This is a genomic window from Frankia sp. R43 (assembly GCF_001306465.1).
Classification (GTDB): domain Bacteria; phylum Actinomycetota; class Actinomycetes; order Frankiales; family Frankiaceae; genus Parafrankia; species Parafrankia irregularis.
On record NZ_LFCW01000003.1, the window covers coordinates 826,876 to 844,852 of the forward strand.

Annotated in this window: 16 protein-coding genes and 2 pseudogenes; 9 read left to right on the top strand and 9 right to left on the bottom strand. The window is 66.1% G+C overall.

The features are described 5' to 3' along the window. The first annotated feature begins 324 nt into the window (after positions 1–324). Positions 325–1,179: a hypothetical protein gene (locus ACG83_RS16990; RefSeq protein ID WP_152991406.1), complete on the top strand. Its 855-nt coding sequence runs from the start codon at positions 325–327 to the stop codon at positions 1,177–1,179. A gap of 59 nt (positions 1,180–1,238) precedes the next feature. Here the strand turns inward: ACG83_RS16990 and ACG83_RS16995 are convergent, their stop codons facing one another. After that, a complete protein-coding gene (locus ACG83_RS16995; RefSeq protein ID WP_235497979.1) occupies positions 1,239–1,598 on the bottom strand; it encodes a carboxymuconolactone decarboxylase family protein in 360 nt (119 codons plus the stop codon). 123 nt (positions 1,599–1,721) lie between these two features. On the opposite strand from ACG83_RS16995, the gene ACG83_RS46070 reads away from it, so the two are divergent. The 3 genes and pseudogenes from ACG83_RS46070 (at position 1,722) to ACG83_RS17005 (ending at position 3,753) form a co-directional block, all read left to right on the top strand. Beyond that, positions 1,722–2,645: a DUF2637 domain-containing protein gene (locus ACG83_RS46070; RefSeq protein WP_200931327.1), complete on the top strand. Its 924-nt coding sequence runs from the start codon at positions 1,722–1,724 to the stop codon at positions 2,643–2,645. A 133-nt stretch (positions 2,646–2,778) separates the two neighbouring features. After that, positions 2,779–3,024: pseudogene (locus ACG83_RS47965) on the top strand (helix-turn-helix domain-containing protein); the annotation flags it as partial. 9 nt (positions 3,025–3,033) lie between these two features. Further along, positions 3,034–3,753 carry a hypothetical protein gene (locus tag ACG83_RS17005; RefSeq protein ID WP_235497952.1) on the top strand — a complete coding sequence of 240 codons (720 nt, stop codon included), beginning with the start codon at positions 3,034–3,036 and terminating at the stop codon, positions 3,751–3,753. A 451-nt stretch (positions 3,754–4,204) separates the two neighbouring features. Here ACG83_RS17005 and ACG83_RS44260 read toward each other — a convergent pair whose 3' ends face one another. Continuing rightward, on the bottom strand, positions 4,205–4,735 hold the full coding sequence (locus tag ACG83_RS44260) for a hypothetical protein (protein WP_152991408.1): 531 nt from the start codon (positions 4,733–4,735) through the stop codon (positions 4,205–4,207). A gap of 295 nt (positions 4,736–5,030) precedes the next feature. Here ACG83_RS44260 and ACG83_RS17010 point away from each other — a divergent pair, with 295 nt between their 5' ends. Then, positions 5,031–5,288: a hypothetical protein gene (locus ACG83_RS17010; protein WP_054567126.1), complete on the top strand. Its 258-nt coding sequence runs from the start codon at positions 5,031–5,033 to the stop codon at positions 5,286–5,288. 192 nt (positions 5,289–5,480) lie between these two features. On the opposite strand, the gene ACG83_RS17015 is transcribed toward ACG83_RS17010, so the two are convergent. Together ACG83_RS17015 and ACG83_RS42460 are read right to left on the bottom strand one after the other, a co-directional pair. Next, complete coding sequence (locus ACG83_RS17015) at positions 5,481–6,494, bottom strand: hypothetical protein (protein ID WP_054567127.1); 1,014 nt, start codon at positions 6,492–6,494, stop codon at positions 5,481–5,483. A gap of 159 nt (positions 6,495–6,653) precedes the next feature. Further along, complete coding sequence (locus ACG83_RS42460; RefSeq protein ID WP_369812892.1) at positions 6,654–6,839, bottom strand: helix-turn-helix transcriptional regulator; 186 nt, start codon at positions 6,837–6,839, stop codon at positions 6,654–6,656. 86 nt (positions 6,840–6,925) lie between these two features. On the opposite strand from ACG83_RS42460, the gene ACG83_RS17020 reads away from it, so the two are divergent. Then, positions 6,926–7,162 carry a hypothetical protein gene (locus tag ACG83_RS17020; protein WP_054567128.1) on the top strand — a complete coding sequence of 79 codons (237 nt, stop codon included), beginning with the start codon at positions 6,926–6,928 and terminating at the stop codon, positions 7,160–7,162. A gap of 1,300 nt (positions 7,163–8,462) precedes the next feature. Here ACG83_RS17020 and ACG83_RS47970 read toward each other — a convergent pair. The 5 genes and pseudogenes from ACG83_RS47970 to ACG83_RS17040 all read right to left on the bottom strand — a co-directional run bounded on the left by ACG83_RS47970 (position 8,463) and on the right by ACG83_RS17040 (position 13,242). Then, the gene (locus ACG83_RS47970) at positions 8,463–8,969 is read right to left on the bottom strand and encodes an HNH endonuclease signature motif containing protein (protein ID WP_083473303.1); all 507 of its coding nucleotides are present in this window, start codon (positions 8,967–8,969) and stop codon (positions 8,463–8,465) included. Further along, positions 8,966–9,856, bottom strand: a complete 891-nt coding sequence (locus ACG83_RS42470) for an AAA family ATPase (RefSeq protein ID WP_083473304.1) — start codon at positions 9,854–9,856, stop codon at positions 8,966–8,968. The genes ACG83_RS47970 and ACG83_RS42470 overlap by 4 nt, the downstream gene beginning before the upstream one ends. A 361-nt stretch (positions 9,857–10,217) precedes the next feature. Beyond that, positions 10,218–12,026, bottom strand: a complete 1,809-nt coding sequence (locus ACG83_RS17035; RefSeq protein ID WP_054567131.1) for a recombinase family protein — start codon at positions 12,024–12,026, stop codon at positions 10,218–10,220. A 26-nt stretch (positions 12,027–12,052) separates the two neighbouring features. Continuing rightward, positions 12,053–12,208 (bottom strand): annotated as a pseudogene (locus tag ACG83_RS46745) (carboxymuconolactone decarboxylase family protein); the annotation flags it as partial. 98 nt (positions 12,209–12,306) lie between these two features. After that, positions 12,307–13,242 carry a TIGR03564 family F420-dependent LLM class oxidoreductase gene (locus tag ACG83_RS17040; RefSeq protein ID WP_063793103.1) on the bottom strand — a complete coding sequence of 312 codons (936 nt, stop codon included), beginning with the start codon at positions 13,240–13,242 and terminating at the stop codon, positions 12,307–12,309. 218 nt (positions 13,243–13,460) lie between these two features. On the opposite strand from ACG83_RS17040, the gene ACG83_RS17045 reads away from it, so the two are divergent. The 3 genes from ACG83_RS17045 to ACG83_RS17055 all read left to right on the top strand — a co-directional run bounded on the left by ACG83_RS17045 (position 13,461) and on the right by ACG83_RS17055 (position 17,976). Next, positions 13,461–14,354, top strand: coding sequence for a LysR family transcriptional regulator (locus ACG83_RS17045; protein WP_054567312.1), 894 nt, complete (start codon positions 13,461–13,463; stop codon positions 14,352–14,354). Positions 14,355–14,723: 369 nt separating this feature from the next. Continuing rightward, complete coding sequence (locus ACG83_RS17050) at positions 14,724–16,442, top strand: acyltransferase (protein WP_054567132.1); 1,719 nt, start codon at positions 14,724–14,726, stop codon at positions 16,440–16,442. 721 nt (positions 16,443–17,163) lie between these two features. After that, positions 17,164–17,976: a mechanosensitive ion channel family protein gene (locus ACG83_RS17055; protein WP_347280144.1), complete on the top strand. Its 813-nt coding sequence runs from the start codon at positions 17,164–17,166 to the stop codon at positions 17,974–17,976. The last annotated feature ends 1 nt before the right edge of the window (position 17,977 follow it).

Below are 17,977 nucleotides of genomic sequence, written 5' to 3' on the forward strand. Positions count from 1 at the left end.
AATTGAATAGTAAGTGGTCGACGCTTTACTCTGGTCGGTGTGCTGACCTGTGGATCCTTTCGGGTGTCACTGGGTGTCAATTCGCCGGTCAAATCTTAACCGAAAGTAATCGTTGCATGTGGCGGCCTTCCGGAGGACTGGAATGGCAGGTGCAATTGCAGATGCACAATCGATGCCGCGGTCGTCGATGCTGCCATCGTCGGTCGACGAAAAGGGAGGTTCACCGTTGCCGTCCTGGCGGAGCTCCGGAGCGGCTCGCCTCCTGAGTTCCCTGAGCGGGCGAACCGGGCGGCGGCTCAGTGCGTCCAAGGGTTCGTGAGGTCCTTGTGGATTCGGCGACGGGGTGGTTGGCTGCCGACCCTCGGTGCGGCGGCCGCGATGCTGGTCGCCCTGGCGGTGCTGCCCATGCTGGCCCAGCGCGACGGCCGCGAGGACCGGGTCTTCGCCCAGCGCCTGCGGGAGAGTGTCGCCGCACGCTGGGAGGCGTCGCAGGCCAGCCAGGACGGCACGCCGCGGCCGTCCGCGGTGCTGCTCCCCGGCGGCGTCCTGGCGCTGAGCCTGCTGGGTTCCTCCTCGTGCCCGGCCGTGCCTGCGAAGATCGAGATCGTGAATCCGCACGCGCTGCGGATCTCGGTCGAGACGGTCGAAGGCGAGACCTGCACCGCCGACCTTGGCATCACCACCAGCGAGGTCGACCTCGACCCCGACGAGGTGGATCTGTCGACCACCCTTGACGTGACATTGGCAGGCGACGGGCGGGCATACGACCAGCTGAAGGTACGGCCGGCGGGGCAGGCGGGCTGGCCCGGGGCCGAGCCCGCGGATCCGCGGGCTGCCATGGCCCGGATCCGCGCCGCCTACGCTGACGCGTTCACCGCCATCGACCTCGATCGGGTGCTCGCCGCCGTCGACGGCGGCGCCGAGCTGCGCGGCACCGTCGAACAGCTCCGGCGGGACCGCCCGGAGGTCACCGCCACCAGGTCGGTCACCGTCGGCGAGATCCTCTTCGTCGAACCCGGCCACGCCGCACTGCTGTACGACGTCACCGGCGGCGACCTGCGGGCGGACGGCCTGCTCGGCGAGGCGGTGCTGACCGCGGCCGGCTGGCAGGTGCAGCGGCGGACCTTCTGCGGTGTCCTCGGCGCGGCCGGCGCCCAGTGCCCGGATCAGCCGCGATGACCCCGGCGTTCGACACTGTCTCCATTGCGCCTCGAGGTACCGGCCGGCCGGCCCACCGGTCAGACGGTGGTGGGTGGAGGGGTTCGGGTGGTGACCGCGAAGCGGTTCCACACGTTGATCGTGGCGATGGCCACGATGAGGTTGGCGGCTTCCTGCTCGGTCCAGACCTTGGTCACGGTGTTCCAGACGTCGTCGGGAACACCGTCCGGGCCGAGCCGGGTGACGGCGTCGGTCAGGGCGAGGGCGGCCCGTTCCCGTTCGGTGAAGAACGGTGACTCGTGCCAGGCGGCGACGGAGAACAGCCGCCGGCTGGATTCGCCGGCGGCGAGCGCGTCGCGGCTGTGCAGGTCCACGCAGAACGCGCAGGCGAACTGCTGATCACTTACTAAAGTGAGGATGCCCCCGGTTGGTCCTGGCAGACCCCGGGGGCGGAGTGACTGGAGGGTCACCCCATGATCGGCAGTGTACGACGCGCACGCCCTGAAACGCCTGAGCTACCGAAGGATCCGCCCGTAGCAGTCCAGCCCGAAGACGTCAGCCCCGTGCCCGCGCCGGTGCCCCCGGTGGCTGATCTCCCCCGGCTTCGTCGAGTCCGGTGGGGTGTCCGTGGCGCTCTCGCGTTGGGCGTCTTCGCTTCCCTCGCCGCGAACGTCTTGCATGCGGAACCCAACATCGTCGGACGGACGATCGCCGCGTGGCCTCCCGTGGCTCTGCTCGTCACCGTGGAGCTGATCAGCCGCGTACCTGTTCACCACGTCCTTCTGAGCGTCGCTCGCTGGGTGAGCACGTCGGCTGTCGCTGGTATCGCCGCGTGGGTGTCGTACTGGCACATGGCGGATGTTGCAGCCCGTTATGGGGAGAGCACGACGAGTGCCCACATGATCCCGATCTCGGTTGACGGGCTGGTGCTGGTGGCGTCCGTCTGCCTGGTTGAAGTCGGGGGCCGGATCCGCGCGTTGGAAGAGTCCGCGCCGGTCACTGTGCCCGCACCCGTCACCGTGCCTGTCGTCGAGGTTGCTCCGGTGGATGCTCCAGTGTCTGAGCCGTCCGCCCCGGTTGACGCTCCGGTTGTCGAGCCCGCTCCGGTATCCGCTCCCGTGGCTGTAGACGTGCCTGTGACTGCGCCGGAGCAAGCACCCGCAGACGCGCCGAAGCCTCCCGTCACGACGCCCCGGAAGATCACCCGGAAGACGTCAACGGCGCGGGTCGACAGGCCCAGGACCAGCAAGAAGGCAGCGTTCACGGCTTACCTCGACGGTGTGTCCGCAGACGACACCAGGACGGACGCCGAACTGATCAGGACGTACGCGCCGTTGGTCGGGCTTCATGAGAACACTGCCCGCCGGTACCTGGCGTCCTGGCGTGCTGCTCAGGCTGACGTCACGGCTGACGTCGCAGACGCGCCGGTCGCTGTCCTCCCCGCCGAGACGGCTCCTGTGACGGCTCACCAGCCCGTAGCGGCGTAGCCCTCCCGCACCCGCACCAGGCCGTCACCAGCTCCTGAAACGAAAGACGCCCCGTCGGATTTCCGGCGGGGCGCTCCGAACGCGTGCGTCAACACGCGTCCACTTACCACAGACTTCGAAGGATAGCCCTGTCATGCCTGGAACCGCACGGCGGTCCGCCGTGTCTGCTTTGTATGCATATGTACGTTCGATTCCTCTTGAGTCCGTGATCGTCGGGAAGACAACCGTCAGCGCTCGAATCCTCCGTGACGTCCTGTCCGCCGTCGTCCACAACATCGACGCGGTGACGTGGGCAGGGTCCTGGCCGTCCATGGAAACCATCGCGTCCCGCGCCGAGTGCTCCGTCTCGTCTGCTCGCCGCGCGGTGCGTGGTCTGGAGACTCTCGGCGTGCTCGTGACGGTCATCGGCGGCGGCCGGAAGTCGAACGACTACCGACTCGTTCGGCCCGTCGAAGTGGCCCCGGCGGTGCCTAACGTCGCCTCTGACGCCGCATCTGACGAGGTCGGTCCGGTGATGGCGGTAGTCGAGTGGGATGACGAGACGGACGATGTCCGGATCGTCGAGCCTGACACCGACAGCGAAGGACCGATCACCCCGGTCACGGTGACCGACGACACCACGTCCTTTACCCCAGAGAGCTTTATGCGGCCTGGTCTGAACTCTCACCAGGGGGGCGGGGTACGTCCACAGGCCGCGTACATCGACCGGATCCGGGTTGTTCCAGACGATCTGCGGTCGCTGGCGGAAGGTCTGGCGGATGCCAGGTTGCGGGCATCGTTCTCGTTGACCCGTGAGCAGGTGGACATCGTCCGGGCCGCCCTCGGCAGGGTTGGTGAGGGTGCGCTGATTCGAGCCGCTGAGCTGGCTCACAAGGCGTGGGATCCCGCGCGGTTCTGGTCTGCCTGGGTAGGCATCTGGCAGGGCCTCACGCCCCGCTCAGCGCCCCGGAAGAGCACCGCCAGGACGTCAACGAGTCCGGACTCATCAGCTCCGGCCGAAGTACCGGAGTGGGCCCTCCGTTTGGCGAAAGAGCAGATGGCCGGGAAGATCTCGACGCCACTGATGATCGCTGCCCTTGCCCGGACGATTGCGGGGGCGGAGGCATGATGGTCATGAGCGGATCCCTGGCAGGACCCCGAGCGAGCCAATAAGTGCGCCAGGCACCGTTAGCACCAGTAAAGAAGCACATCCCATCCCGTCGTTGTCACACTTGATCCTCCAACGTTGTATTGCCGAATCGTGGCAATATTATAAGCGGAAGCTTGCGTAACCACCGAGTTAAGATTCCCCGTGTTCTGCACGTTAACATTCTGATTGTAAACTCCACTCAGAATGCCGGCGTTTATCGTGAAGTCGGTGGCAGAGAAACTGCCCGACGGAATGGTATGCGTGGGCAAGGCAGTGATAATTTGACACACTGAAATTGCCGCCGAGGCGGGCCTTGCAGGAAGGACGATCAGAAGCGGTAGTATCGCCGCTACAGCGAAGCTTACGATAAACCGTGAAGTTCGTGCCATGCACCTAAGCCCGTCTTGTTGAGTATGGAAATTACGACTTTCTACGCGATAAACATCACGAAAGATGTGCATGGGTCGATGTTCTTGATGGTCACATCGACCTTCAGATAGCGCTTGCCATCCGGATCGGTGATCATTTCAGTGGTGTGCGCAGTTTCCACTTGAGCGGCGAAATCGTCGGCAGGCAGAAATGCCACGCTTTTCTGGATCCTCGGGTAGTCGAAGCCTTCATCGACTGGGCCAAACTTGAGGGTGTACCGGCCGGGTCCGGTGAGATCTATGGGAAGCGATGCGTAGGCATAGTCGCCAGGGTTCCCAATTTGAATATCGGGTTGCCCGGGGGCCGCTGGGGGTGTTGCCAGAAGGTCGCGCTTTGATGCTCGCATTTCGGCAAGCCTTGCCTGTACATCAACTTTAGTGCAGGGCGCGTCCGGATCTCCCGACTGTGCAACACTCGCCGCGGTGACCGTTCCTTCTTCACCTCCGCTACCGCATCCTGCCAAGAGCGGTCCCGCCAACAGGGCTATCCCGAGAGAGCTAACGGCGACAGAAGAACGCGCGCGGCGTTTCATTAATCTCCTGCTTTCGATCTGACAAGGGGCAGTTCGTCGATCTCAAAGAATCAGGGATTTAATGCTGCGCCGCAATCGAATGTGATGGTGATCACAGCATGGTCAAACGCTGGTCGCCGAAGTGTTTCCCCGGACAGTCCTCTGAGCTGCGGATTCTTATCAAGCATCACGGAGCGTCGATTCTTTGATGAAATTGCAACCGAAAGTGATCGATGCAGGTAGGGGGCCCTATGGTCGACGAAATGGCAACTGCAATTGCAGATGCACGGTCGATGTTGCGATCACTGGTCACGTCATGGAGGTCGCGCGGGAAGAGAAGATCCATCTCGCGGTCCTGGCGGTCCGTCTCGCGGAGCTGCACCCCGACCGGTACGCGGTGGACGGGGGCGACGGTCCAGCCCCGTGGGCGTCACAGCAGATCGGGGCTCACCTGCGGACGGCCGGTGTCGTGGTGGATGACCAGGTCTGGGCTGTGGGCGTCAAGGGCAAGGCCACCAACGCTGTCGGAGTGACCCGCGATGCCATCCGGCAGGCAGTTACTGATAGGTCATAGCTAGTCACTCTAGGGTTGCCCCTAGGTCCGGAACCCCTGCAACCAAAGGGATCCAGGGCCTAGGGGCATCGTCGTTTAGATCTTGGAACGGGGCTGTCCGGGGTCCTGCGACAGGGCTCCGGGCCTAGCCTGGTGCGCGTTACTTGACGGCTCAATAATCCCAGGTTGCAGGGTTTCGAGCCCTCGACGACGTCAGACGAAGTCTGCGTCAGGGTGCGGTGCGGCGGCCTGTGCGGTGGCCGGAGCCCCATGCCACTCGTCAATCTCGCGTGCCAGGACCATCACGTCAGGCACCGAGTGCCGGTACGGCCGGAGCGCCTTCACCAGGTTTGCGAGAGGCACCGACAGCGACCGGAACGGCGTAGGCGAGATCACCAGGGACTTGCGTGCCTCAGCTATGGATCGGTCAAGGTCGACAGGGACGGACGCGACCGCGAGATGGGCCAGGACCACGGAGCGGAAGCCGGCGGGAAGGTGCGGAAGTGCCAGGTCTGCGAACCCGTCCGCCCGGAACAGATCACCAGCCACCGCAGACGCCAGAGTGGCGCTGTAGGCGACCTCGACGGGTGAGCAGGTCCGGGGGTCCTCGTCACCTGGTACCCCGTGAACGTTTCCAGGCAGGCCGTACGCCGCGTTGAGAGCTTGGTCCGCGAGTCGGTAGACGTCGTCCGCAGCCACACCCGCGAGAGCAGCACCACGGGCCCTCGACGCCATGCACGCGATGCCTGCCGGCGTCCGTTCGTCAGCCTGGTTGGCGTAGGCCATGGCGAACGCGGGGCGTCCTTCGTAGACCTCGATCGCGGCCTGTGTCCTCCGGGCGTTCGCGTACGTGTGCGGGTCGCCTGAGAGCTTCCCGAGACTGGCAGCGTGGCCGCTGATGCGACGGGCGAGGCTGACTTCTCCCGCGTTGTAGAGAGCGTCCGCACGGAGCGCACCGACGCGACTGGTGACCGCGTTCAGCGCGGAACGGTGGGCAGGATGCCCGCGGCGATGACCAAGGAATAGCGCGCGTTCGTGGAGCCCCTTCAACGCGGGAACCGTGACCGCAAGGGGCGTGAGTTCGTACGACGCCCGTAGGTCGGTCAGCTCTTGATCTATGGCGACGATGTCGTCAGCCATGGTCGGACTCATGAGCACGCCCCCCGCTGCCAGCGTGGCCAGCGTGAGCGTCTGACGACGGGACAGGGGCTGACGGAAGACAGGCATGGGGGTATCCGACACCTTCTCAGTGTCCGTCCGTGGCCGCCCTGGTGTCGATAGTGAGTCACCATGCAAAGCGTGGTCGGGTGTGCTGTCTAAGTCACTACCTTCCGAGCAAGGCACCCGAAGTTCGTGGAAGTCGACATGACTGCTTACGAGCAAGTGTCAGGACTTCTCTCGCCATCCCGGACGTTGATCGTCTAGCCAGCGCTCTACAGCGTCGCGGTCCCACGCACGCATCCGGCCGGAGGTCAGGGGTTCCGGGAAGCCGGCACGTCGTGTCAGCTCGTCTGCTCTCTGGCGACTGACACCGAGCATCTCGGCTACGGCGGACACGGTGACGGCTTCCACCGCACCAGCCTTCCGGCCGGACAACTGTCAAGGGCACATGTCATCATCGGGAGCGTCGGTGTGGTCGGGGGCAAGGGAGACGGACGGTGTACGACGTTGACGGGTACGACCTGGAAGACGGGTATGACGACGCCTACGGCTACCACGGGTACGGCGAAGACGACTTCGGTGAGGACGGGCACGGCGAAGATGACGACCAGGAGCAGGACGACCAGGCACGGGACGACCAGGAGCAGGAGCTAGCCCCCGGGGTGTGGTGGATCCCGAAGCCTGACGACGGACTTGATGGCTCGCTCATCAGCGCTCTCGGTGGGAGGGCCTGAGATGCCCTACCTGGTGTTGCAGCGTGAAGAGAACGAACGCGCTCCGGCTGGATCGGTGCCGTTCTACGTCCCTCAGTGGCAGGTCACGCGGGGCATCGTGGATCTTCACGTGCTGGCGTCACGGGTGATGTCAGAAGATCACCGTTACGTGGCGTACGCCGTCGTCAGTGACGATCACTCACGGTCGGAGAGGTTCACGAGGGACGGAAGCCCGATCCCTGCTGACGTGATCCCGGACGTCACTGCCTGACACTGCCTGCACTGTCACAAAGTGATCGCGGAAATCGCACGCGCGATGTCTGGCACATGCTCTTGGTGGTGCGAACATTAAGGGTACCCCCCTCCGCTACAGAAAGTGACGAGCCGTCACGTCGTCATGATCACGATCCGATGTGTCGTTCATCACATGGCGTTCGTCGGGCGGGGGTGCGCCGGTCGGTTCTGTGGATCACCACGACGGTTCGTGCTCGACGCCAGACCTCGACTCGACTTCGACGCCGGAGCCTTGACGCCCCGACCTGTTGACGATCACTCGCGGGTCGGTGCGTCGAGCGTGAACGTCGAGCCACGAACATCATCTTTTGATCCTGATGCTGAGCACCATGTCAAGCGGCATCAGCATGTGTGGTGCGGATCGCACTTCGCGCCCGCGTGTCAGGTGTAGTGACGCGCCTACTTTGTGTTGCGCCCTATAACTCTCATGTATCGGGCGCTAGAAAATGGTGATCTTGCCTGCGGTGCAGCCGTTCTCACTCGTGATGTTGGTCCTGGTGCCCGCTGATAACACCGGCCGTGCGTCAGACCGTGCGTCAGCCTGAGCGTCACAGATCGTGTTCATCGGAGCACAGACCCTCTCGCGTGGACCCACCCTTACCTACTCGGAAATCAAAGGATCTCGTCTACGGCCATCTCAGGGCCACGGCGAGGCATGCAACCAGGGAGCGAAACCAGGGAGCGCACCAGGGGAGAGGGGCAGGGCACCCAGGACACCGGCCCCGCGATCGTCGAGCGGGAGCACCAGGCGCACGAGCACGCGGCCGGACACACTGCCTCCCTGCCCACGGGCGGAATCGTGGCGCCCATGCCAATCCCAAGCTGTAGGAATGCCCCCGGGAAGTTGGTACGGGCTGTGCTGCGGCCTGTTCATGCTGCGGCCTGTTCATGCTGCCTGTCCCTGGTGCCTGAGCGGCTCCTGTGGCCTTGAAAGCAGAACCCCCGGCCATCTCCACGGGTGGGCATCAACACCAATGGAAATGACCGAGGGCGGTATCATTTACGTGGGCGGCTCGTCACATATGGATTAGGCAGCAGCGGGAACTTCGTCCTGTATCTCTCCTGAGATCCTGGCAAGTTCCCGCTGTACCGCAGGAACATTCATTACCAGGGCCCGACATACGAGGTCCCATCTGTTCCAGATGAGTAGACTTCGCGCCCCCTTGCTGCGGCTACAGTGCTGGCAGACCGGAATTATGTTGTCGGCTGTATCCCTGCCACCCGCTGCCAAACCATGAACATGGTCCGTCTCGGTGGCTTTGGCCCCGCAATATCCGCATGGCCCGCTTTCGCGAATCTCCTTCAGTTCCTTCTTTGAGACGCCGCGGCCCCCGTTTTCTGCGATGCGGGCATTTCTTATTGTTACTTTTGCTTTAGTGCGGGCCCGTCTTTCGTTGAGAGGTAGCTGATTCCAGGCGCAGCTATCGCATAGCGAACCCCAGCGGTAATGTTTTCTACCGCACTCGCATACTTTGACCCTCGGAACTTTTGCCCCCGACCTTTTCCCCGGACGGGTGAGGGTTTCAGTCGTCATCCCGGATCACCGCAGGAAGTTTCGACGCTGCGAATCTCGAAGTGCTCAGGGAAATGCAATGTCTCAGGGAATCCGTCTTGCCAGATCTCAGGGAGGATCACTCTGTCGTGATCCGCATCGACTGCGGCTAGCCGCAGTGCTGTCATCTCCGCACCATCCTCGGGAGCGACGATCACCGAATGCTGCGGTGTTCCCTCATACATTCCCGGGAGTTCACCCTTAGAGAGACGTGCAGCGAGCCACAGAGCGAAGGACGACTTCCCGACACCACCAATACCGGTGGCGTACCCGAGAGTTCCCGCCGGAATGGCGTCGTGCCGCTTCCCGGTGTCCGGATCAACCCACTGCCAGAGCCAGTTCGGTTCGGCCCACTGGATGTAGCTGAACCGAGTGAGGGTCACGGTCTGGCCCGACCAGTGCCGGTTACCCCGCAGGTCGGGCAGGTCACTCACGCCATTGACGCCATCGCCAGGTGAATCGGTGGGGTTGGCGTCAGTCTGGCGTGAGTCGTTCTCGGCGGCGTGAGCGGGCTCCTGGGGCTCACTGGCGCCATTGGCGCCACTCACGCCAACTCCAGGAGACGGGGCGTCAGTCTGGCGTGAGTCGGCATCAGTGGTTCCTGTTGGCGCGATCGGTGCTACGGCAGGCGTACCAGGTTCCGCGTGGTGCGAGTCGCTCACGTCCTGGCCGTCGTTCTCCTGGGCAGGATCCTTCGGCCGCTCGGCTTCCGTGGCCTCACGGTCCTTCTGGAAGGCTTCCAGGATCGCTTGGGTGGCCCTGTTTACCGGCAGGGTCGACAGCACCGGCGTACCGGGTAGGTGCGGATCCTGAGCTTGCCCGTCCTGGGCAGCGTCGGGTACGCTGTTCTTGTTGTAATTTCTTGGCAACGCAAAACTCCATGATCGTTGATGAGAACCCCTCGGCTACCGCTCGCCAAGCTTGTGCCGGGGGGTTTTCTCTTTTTCTAGTCGACAACAACGTTAAACAGGTCGTTGCCTCGATAGCAAAGCGGAATTTATGCTTCCGCTTATTCTTTTCTGCAATATAAAACCCCGGCCCTTATGGCTGGGCCGGGGTCGATCCTCCTGTTTGTGATGCCGGGTGTCCTGGTGGCTCCCATCGAACTACGGGGCGCCCCCGGAGGACTACCCCGATATGGGGGATTACGGAGCGTCGCGACGACGATACGTGGCGTGCCACTGTCTCGACTTGCCTGCCGGGGGTCGCTGTCACAGCCCCTGGTGCAGCTCAGTCGAACGGTGAGAGATCCGTGGGTACGTCGAGGTAGTTCATGTCTTCACTGTCGGCAGGGGTCCGCGGCTTCAGTACCCACTGTGACCACGTGGGCGTCCTGAAGAAATCTTCGAGCCCGTTCTTTTCTGCGGCGCGTGCCCAGAACAGGAGCTTCGACACCATCGCCTGTGAGAGCTGTAGCGCTCCGGCGGCATCCTTCGGGGCGTCGGGATCGTCCTTCATGGCTCGCAACCAGGCCGACACTGTCTCCCACCCGGGGGCCGACCCGATCAACATGTCGTTAAGCGCCGGACTCATTTCCTCGGTGAAGTGCGGCGTGAAGCGGCTCCGGTCCCACGGATCCCGCCCCTGAATCCCGGGCGTGATCTCGATGTGCTTAAAGACGCCGAAAATGATTGCCCGGAGTTCTGTGAGCGGGAGGTTCCGCCACGTCGCCGCGATACCGAAATTATTCACCGGCCGGTTTCCCGCACGCGCCTTTTCGCGTGCGAGTTTAATTTCCCTTTCCTTTTCTAGTAGCGCCTTCTCTCGAACTCCGGCGAGTCGAATAGTGATTTCTCCGGCGTCGAGCGCGGTGTTGAGTTCCTGTAGGTCCCGCTCGACTCGGGAGAGTTCGTCGTCAAAGTCGCGGACTTCCGCTGTACGCCGCATGAGGGGCGCGGCGAGAATGAAGCGATCGATTAGGCCTGCGACGTAATCCCACGTCTCGTCATAGGACGCGCTCAGCTTGTGACCCGCTGGGCATGGGCGAGACCTGCCGGGGCCGGGATGGCGAATGAACGATGAAACACTGTCCGAATTCGCTGCGTGACGGAATAGCGTCTGTTGGCAGGCTCCACAGCGGAAGAGTCCGGCTGTCTCGGTGACAGCATCGTGCGCGGTAGTCCTTTCGGGCTTCTGGCCCCGGGCTTTAAGGTTCAGCCGAACCGCGTTCCAGGTCGCATAGTCGACGATCGGCGGGAACTGCTGCTCTTCGGGCTGGACGTCGGGAACTTCCCAGACCCCGTCAACCTGAAGTGCGTACAGTCCGCAGATGCGCGGGTTCTGGGTAATGGCGCTGACGCTGCTGTACTGCCAGTATTTGCTACGACGCGGTTTCACTCCGGCCTGGTTGAGTCGCTCGGAGATCATAGACAGGGACTCGCCACGGAGGATCGCGGCGCACATCTCGCGTACGTGCTCGGCTTCGGATTCCTCGACTACCCAACGGATTCGGGTCTCGTAGCGACCATCGACTAGTTCGGGGTAGACGTCCTTCTTGTATGCGAAGGGGGCAGGCCCGCCGGTCCACCGCTTCTTCTCGCGAAGCTTCTTCTGAGCCTTTCTGACCCGCTCGGAGATCTTGTCTGACTCCCGGATCGCGTCGCCGAGGGCCTGGCGGAACTGGTCGCGTCCGTGGGAGGTGCTGAAGTCGTAGATGATCCCTTCCGGGATCTTGACCACCTTTCCCTTGGCGCGGGTCATGATGCCCATGAAAGCGCCGCCGCTTTCGTCCTGCCTGGAAATCCTGGTCACCTCGGTTACCAGGACGTTCCGGACACTGGTTGTCCTCAGTGCCTCACAGAGTGCTTCGAACCCAGGTCGATCGATGTCGTATTTGCTCGCTGACACAGAGTTGTCGTCGAAGTGCTGCACCAGGTTGTAGCCGAGCAGCGGGCCGTGTTCGTCGATGTCCGCCCGCTGCTCGGTGACCTTCCGCTTCTTGCCCTCCCGGTCCCGCGACAGCCGTTCGTAACCGTATGCAGACTCTGCGCTATCTATCGAGCGGGGTTCCGGCGCGTCGCGGACTGTACTGGCGGACATGCCTGTACATCCTGCCGTACGATGTTGCTTGATCGGGAGTGCGCCCAGCCGTTCAGGATCGACGCCCGCAGCTTCACCAGCTCGAGGACGGTGCCGTCGACGTTCGACCGGACGTGCCTCTCCAGGTGCATCACGGCCTTGTAGGCCTCGGGGACGACGCTGGCCATGTCGAGAGGTTGCATGACGACCTCCCGGACCGTGACCTGGCGCCCAGCGGCCGGCCGATGGCAAGACTACCCGGAGTCGGATGGTCACGTATCGCTGCTCCGAAGGTCGGAGGTCAGGTGCGATCGTTGCCGAACCGGGTGGCCAGTTCGGCGGCGAAGGTGACCGTGCGTTCCTTCTCCGCCGGTGTGCCACAGGGGATGATCTGCAGTTCGGTGGTTCCTGCCGCGGCGAACCGGTCGATCTCGCGTTCCAGGGTCGTCTCGTCGCCGGCGAGCACCGTGTCGGCCGGGCCGGCGACGCCCTCGCGCTCGAACGCGGCCCGGTAGCTGGGCAGGCCGATCGCTGCGCCGAACTGTTCGTGAACCCAGCCGCGCAGGCCGTCCACATCGTTCGTCAGGCCGACGCAGACGCCTGCGATCACGGCCGGTACGCGTTCGCGGCCGGCCGCCTCGGCGGCGCGGGTCAGGGCCGGGAGCACGTAGTCGGTGATGGAACGCGGACCGGTCCAGGTCGTCAGTGTTCCGTCGGCGACCTCCCCGGTGAGCGCCAGCATCCGGGGGCCGAGCGCGGAGAGGTAGACCGGCGGCGCCGGGAGGGCCGGGTCGGCCGCCACGGTGAGCGCGCCGGCCGCGTGCCAGGCCGGGCCGTCGTGGGCCACCTGCTCCCCGCGCAGCAGCGGGAACAGGATCGACAGGTACTCGCGCAGGTTCTCGACCGGCTTCGCGGTGCCGTAGCCGTACTGACCTTCGAGGATGGGCTGCGGGCCCGGGCCGAGGCCGAGGAGGAGCCCGTTTCCGGTGGCGGCCTGCGCGGTCAGAGCCTGGGCTGCCAGCGCCAGCGGGTGCCGAGGGTACGTCCGCACGATGGACGTCCCGACCGGGGTGCCGGCCGGCAGGGGCCCGATGGCGGTGAGCAGGGTCAGCGGGTCCCAGCCGCCGCGCTCGCTCAGCCAGACCGAGCTGAACCCGGCCTTGCTCGCCTCGTGTGCCCGTTGCGTGATCTCGCCGACCGACAGCTGGTCGTCGTCGAGCCACAGCCCAATCCGCATGTAGTCCGCCTTCTCCGTGTTCCGCCCGCGCGCCGGACGGGTCCGTCCGGCCGGGTTCGTCCGGCCGGGTTCGTCCAGTCAACGGGGCGGATCACCGTGGACCAAGGGCCGGCATCCACGCGCAGCGATAAGGAAAGATGATCGATGGGTGAGATGCCGGCATCGGCATCGGCACTGGTGGCCGGGTGGCCGGGTGGTCGGGGGAGGGGCAGGCGGACGTGGAACTCAGGCAGCTTCGATACTTCGTCACGGTCGCCGAGGAGCTGCATTTCGGGCGGGCCGCCGACCGCCTGCACATAGCCCAGCCGGCGGTGAGCCAGCAGGTGAGCCGACTGGAACGGGAACTGGGCCTGCGCCTGTTCGAGCGTTCGTCACGGCGTGTCCGGCTCACACCCGAAGGTGATCGCCTGCTCGTCGAGGCGCGTGCCGCGCTCGCCGCGGCCGACCGGGTGACAGCCGTCGCCAGCGACCTCACGTCCGCACCGATGAGCGTCCTGCGGGTGGGGGCCAACCCCGGGCTCGGCCCGCGGCTCGACCGCGGCCTGGAACGACTGCGGCAGGCGCACTCCCACTTCGACGTCGAGCTTGAGCTGGTCGGCATGCCGGTTGTCGACCAGCCGGCGGCGGTGGCCCGGGGTGAGCTGGACATGACCCTGCTGCGGCTCGCCCCACCCGGCGACGGATTCCAGGTGATCGACCTGTGGCCCGAACCGCTGGTGGCGGCGCTGCCGGCCGGGCACCCGGCCGCGGGGCGGTCCGCCGTGCGGCTGCGTGATCTCGCCGCGCTCCCGCTGCGGCTGCCGTCGCGGGAAGGCGACCCGCTGCTGCGTGCCTTCGTCCTCGACGCCTGCCGCGACGCGGGTTTCGAGCCCCGGCTCGGCCGGCCGACCGGCAGCACGGCGGACGTCCTGCTGGAGCTGGCGAACGGCTCCCCGGGCTGGGCGTTGCTCCACGCGGACACGGTGCCGACGTCGGAGGTGACCCGGGTCGCGGTGCTCCCGGTGGACCCGCCGCTGACCACCCGAGGCTGTGTGGTGGTCCCGGCGACGAGGCCCGCCGCCTGCGTCGCGGGCCTGCGCGTCGCGTTTGGTGCGGGCCCGTCGGACGGCTGACCGGCCGGATTGTCCGAGCCGGTGCCGGCAATCTCGCCGGGCCCGCTCGAGAACCGCGTCCACGTCCTGGATATTCGATCATCAGTCGAGTACTGCCGCAGCTCACAGGATGCGATTTCTTGATCTCCTGATGTAGCTGTCGCAGTGATCGTGACGTGTCTGGGGACGCAGCTTCCTCTTCGGAGAGTGTTGATCGATGCGTTGGGTAGCAACCTGTCGCTCGTAGTGGGCCTCGTCGCGGCTTTGCCGCCGAAGGCTTCGTGATCACTTCTGCCAGGCTTCCCTGACAGCTGGCGCCAAGGTTGGCCCGATAGAAGGGGACGGAAGGCAGGGGCGACGGACGGCTCGGCTGCTCTCGGAGGAGTGCGGATGGCGAAGCACGCGAACGACCTGGAACACCGATCGCGTCGTCTGGACCAGACGGCAAGCCGTCGTCCGGCGTCGGCGGATCGCTCGAGGGGCGTCGCGCTGGCCGGCCCGGCGCCACCGAGGGCACCCGGCAGGCCGAGACCGGTGGTCGTGCCGGCCGATCGGGCCGGTAGTAGCCGCCTGCCCAGCCTGCCAGGCCCGGCCGGTTCCGGGGCGCCTCACCTGTCCAGTCCGTCCCGCCCGCCCGGTCTCACCGATCCGACCGACGTGGACGGACCTGGGGAGCGGCCCGTCCGGCCCGACGCGGCGGCCCGGCGTGCGGGCGCTCCGACCCGGCGTACCGGGTACAACCCTGCGCTGGATGGTGTGCGGGCGCTCGCGATGCTGTGTGTGCTCGTGTTCCACATGGACGCGTTGCCCGGCGGCTACCTGGGCGTTGACGTGTTCTTCGTGCTCAGCGGGTTCCTGATCAGCCGCCAGCTGCTGGCCGAGCGGGATCGGACCGGCCGGGTTTGCCTGCCGAGGTTCTACCTGCGGCGCGCCTACCGGCTGCTGCCCGCGTTCTGGATGCTGGTCCTCGTCGGCTTCACCGCGGTCGTGGTGCTCGGCGTCGGCACGGCCGGCGAGCGGGACGAGTTCCTGCACACCCTGGCCGCCGCCATGCTGTATGTGAACAACTACTTCCAGGTGGTGCAGCAGAACACCGGGGCCGGCTGGCTCGGGCACACCTGGTCGCTGTCGCTGGAGGAGCAGTTCTACCTGCTCTGGCCGTTGCTGCTGCTCGTGTTGTGCCGCCGGCCGTGGATCGACCGCCGGCTTCCCGTGGTCCTGCTGGGCGGCGTGGTCGTGGTCATGCTGTGGCGCGACGCGCTGAACGCCTCCGGCGCGTCGGCGACGCGGACCTACTTCGGCCTGGACACCCGGGCCGACGCCCTGTTGGTCGGCTGCGCCCTCGCCGCCTGGCTGCGCGCCCGCCAGCGCGATGCCGGGGAGGCCGGTGATGCCGGGGAACCCGGGGAAGCCGGGGATCGCGGGACGGTGCTGCCTGGCCGTCAACGACGTCCCGAGGAAGCCGCCGTGCCCGTGGTTCCGGAAGCGGTGCGGCCCGGAACGGAGCGGCCCGGAACGGAGCGGCCCGGAACGGAGCGGCCCGGAACGGTGCCGCCCGGAACGGTGCGTCCCGAGATGATGCGCCCGGTACGGGTGCGTCCGACCTTCGCGTGGCCGGTGTCCTGGCCGGGGTCGGCCCGTCGGGTGCCGGTGCGTCCGGTGGCGGCGCTGCCGGTGGTGGGGGCGGTCGCGTTCGTGTTGCTCGCGGTCGCGATGGTGGCGGCGCCGAGCGGCTGGGGCCCGCGGCCGACGGCGCTCGCCCGCGGCGGGTACACCGTGATCGCCCTGCTCGCCGGCGTCGTCATCCTCGCGCTGGAGGTGGGGGCGACGACCGGCTGGCTGTTCCGGGTGCTCGCGGTGCGGCCCCTCGCCTGGCTCGGGCGGATCTCCTATGGGTTCTACCTGTGGCATTTCCCCGTGGTCGCCCACTGGGGCCGCGATCTGACCATCGCGGTCGGCCGGGGGCCGGCGATCCTGGTGGTCGGCCTGATCTCGCTGGGCCTGGCCTCGGCGTCGTACTACCTGCTCGAACGGCCCATCCAGCGGCGCCGCCCCGATGCGGCGCGGCGGGAGGCCGGCGAAGCCGCCCGCCCGGCCTGGTCGTCGTAGCGCCCGCGGTTCCGGTTCCGGTTCCGAGGAGCCTGTCGCAGGATCCGGAGCTTCGGACTGCCCCTGCCCCTGCCGCTGCCGCGCTGCTGCCGGACAAGATAGGAGGATTCCGGTCGTTGGAACGACCGGAATCCTCCTATCTTCCGCGCCGCGGATTCGGGCTGTGTTTACTGCTTGGCAAGGAGTGAGGATCTTGGTTGCTGGAACGGCCGGAATCCTCAGATCTTCGGGCGGCGACCACGAACCGCCACTACCGCCGTCGAGCAGGACCGCAAGATCCCAGGCCACTGCCTCGGTCGGGTGTCCAGGGCTCCACCATCGGCGGTGATCTCGGTCGTACCTTCCCGCGGAAGACCCCCTGAACAAGATAGTCAACGACGTTGACGACCGGCCTCGCGCATTTTCGATCTTGAGACGTCCGCGCTCGCCGCGCTGGAGGGGGAGGCCTGGAGCGGGCGGTCCGTTCCGTGCGGGCGGCGCAGCGCAGTGCCGGCGCATCGTCCCGCAGCCGACCGCCTGATCACCTCGGGGCCTCCTCGTGCGAGTCCCGTGGCAGGGGGACGGGGCGCGGCGGCCTGGCACTGATGGCGGGGCTGAACCGCGGCGCGCGGGTAGGTTCGAACGTGTGCGGACAATTCAGGCGGATCAGACGGAACGCCTGGCCGCCGCGCCTTTGACGGACATCTCGGAGTGGGCTCGCGGTCAGGGCCTCGAGATCGTCATGATCGTGATCGGGGCGGTCCTGCTGACCCGGTTCGCGAACTGGGCGGGTGCCCGGGTCGAACGTCGCATCGACGCGCGGGCCCTGGTGACCGACGGGGCGGTCCGCTCCGAGACGACCAAGCACCGGCACGCCGTCGTGCAGGTCCTGACGTGGGTGACGTTGGTGCTCGTCTACTGCGTCGCGGTCATGCTGGTGCTGCGGCGGCTCGGCGTGCCGCTGACCGGGATCGTCGCGCCGGCGACGGTGCTCGGTGTGGCGCTCGGCTTCGGTGCCCAGCGGATCGTGCAGGACGTCCTCGCCGGCTTCTTCATGGTCGCCGAACGACAGTACGGCTTCGGTGACCTCGTCCGCCTGGTCGTGCAGGGCTCGCCGACCGCGATCACCGGGACGGTGGAGGAGGTCACGCTGCGGATCACCCGGGTCCGGACACCGAACGGGGAGGTCGTGATCACGCCGAACGGGCAGATCGTCCAGGTCGTCAACCTCTCCCGGGACTGGGCCAGGGCGGTCATCAACGTCCCGATCCCGTCCAACGTGGACGTCGCGACGGTCACCGACGTGCTGACCGAGGTCGGTGTCGACGCGTACGCCGACGAGACGCTGCACGGCCTGCTGCTGGACGAGCCGACCGTGATGGGCGTCGAAAGCCTCGACCTCGACCAGTTCAAGGTTCAGATCGTCGCGCGCACCCTGCCGGGCAAGCAGTTCGAGGTCGGCCGGGCGCTGCGGGCCAGGATCAGCGGCGCGCTGCTGCGGGCCGGCATCCACATTCCCGCCGTCCTCGACACTGCCCCGCCGACCGCCTCATGAG

Coding starts and splice junctions, on each gene's coding strand:
- ACG83_RS17040 (WP_063793103.1), bottom strand. CDS start 13,242: ATGCGGATTGGGCTGTGGCTCGACGACGACCAGCTGTCGGTCGGCGAG.
- ACG83_RS17035 (WP_054567131.1), bottom strand. CDS start 12,026: ATGTCCGCCAGTACAGTCCGCGACGCGCCGGAACCCCGCTCGATAGAT.
- ACG83_RS17015 (WP_054567127.1), bottom strand. CDS start 6,494: ATGCCTGTCTTCCGTCAGCCCCTGTCCCGTCGTCAGACGCTCACGCTG.
- ACG83_RS17050 (WP_054567132.1), top strand. CDS start 14,724: ATGGCGAAGCACGCGAACGACCTGGAACACCGATCGCGTCGTCTGGAC.
- ACG83_RS44260 (WP_152991408.1), bottom strand. CDS start 4,735: ATGAAACGCCGCGCGCGTTCTTCTGTCGCCGTTAGCTCTCTCGGGATA.
- ACG83_RS17010 (WP_054567126.1), top strand. CDS start 5,031: ATGGAGGTCGCGCGGGAAGAGAAGATCCATCTCGCGGTCCTGGCGGTC.
- ACG83_RS17055 (WP_347280144.1), top strand. CDS start 17,164: ATGATCGTGATCGGGGCGGTCCTGCTGACCCGGTTCGCGAACTGGGCG.
- ACG83_RS47970 (WP_083473303.1), bottom strand. CDS start 8,969: ATGACGACTGAAACCCTCACCCGTCCGGGGAAAAGGTCGGGGGCAAAA.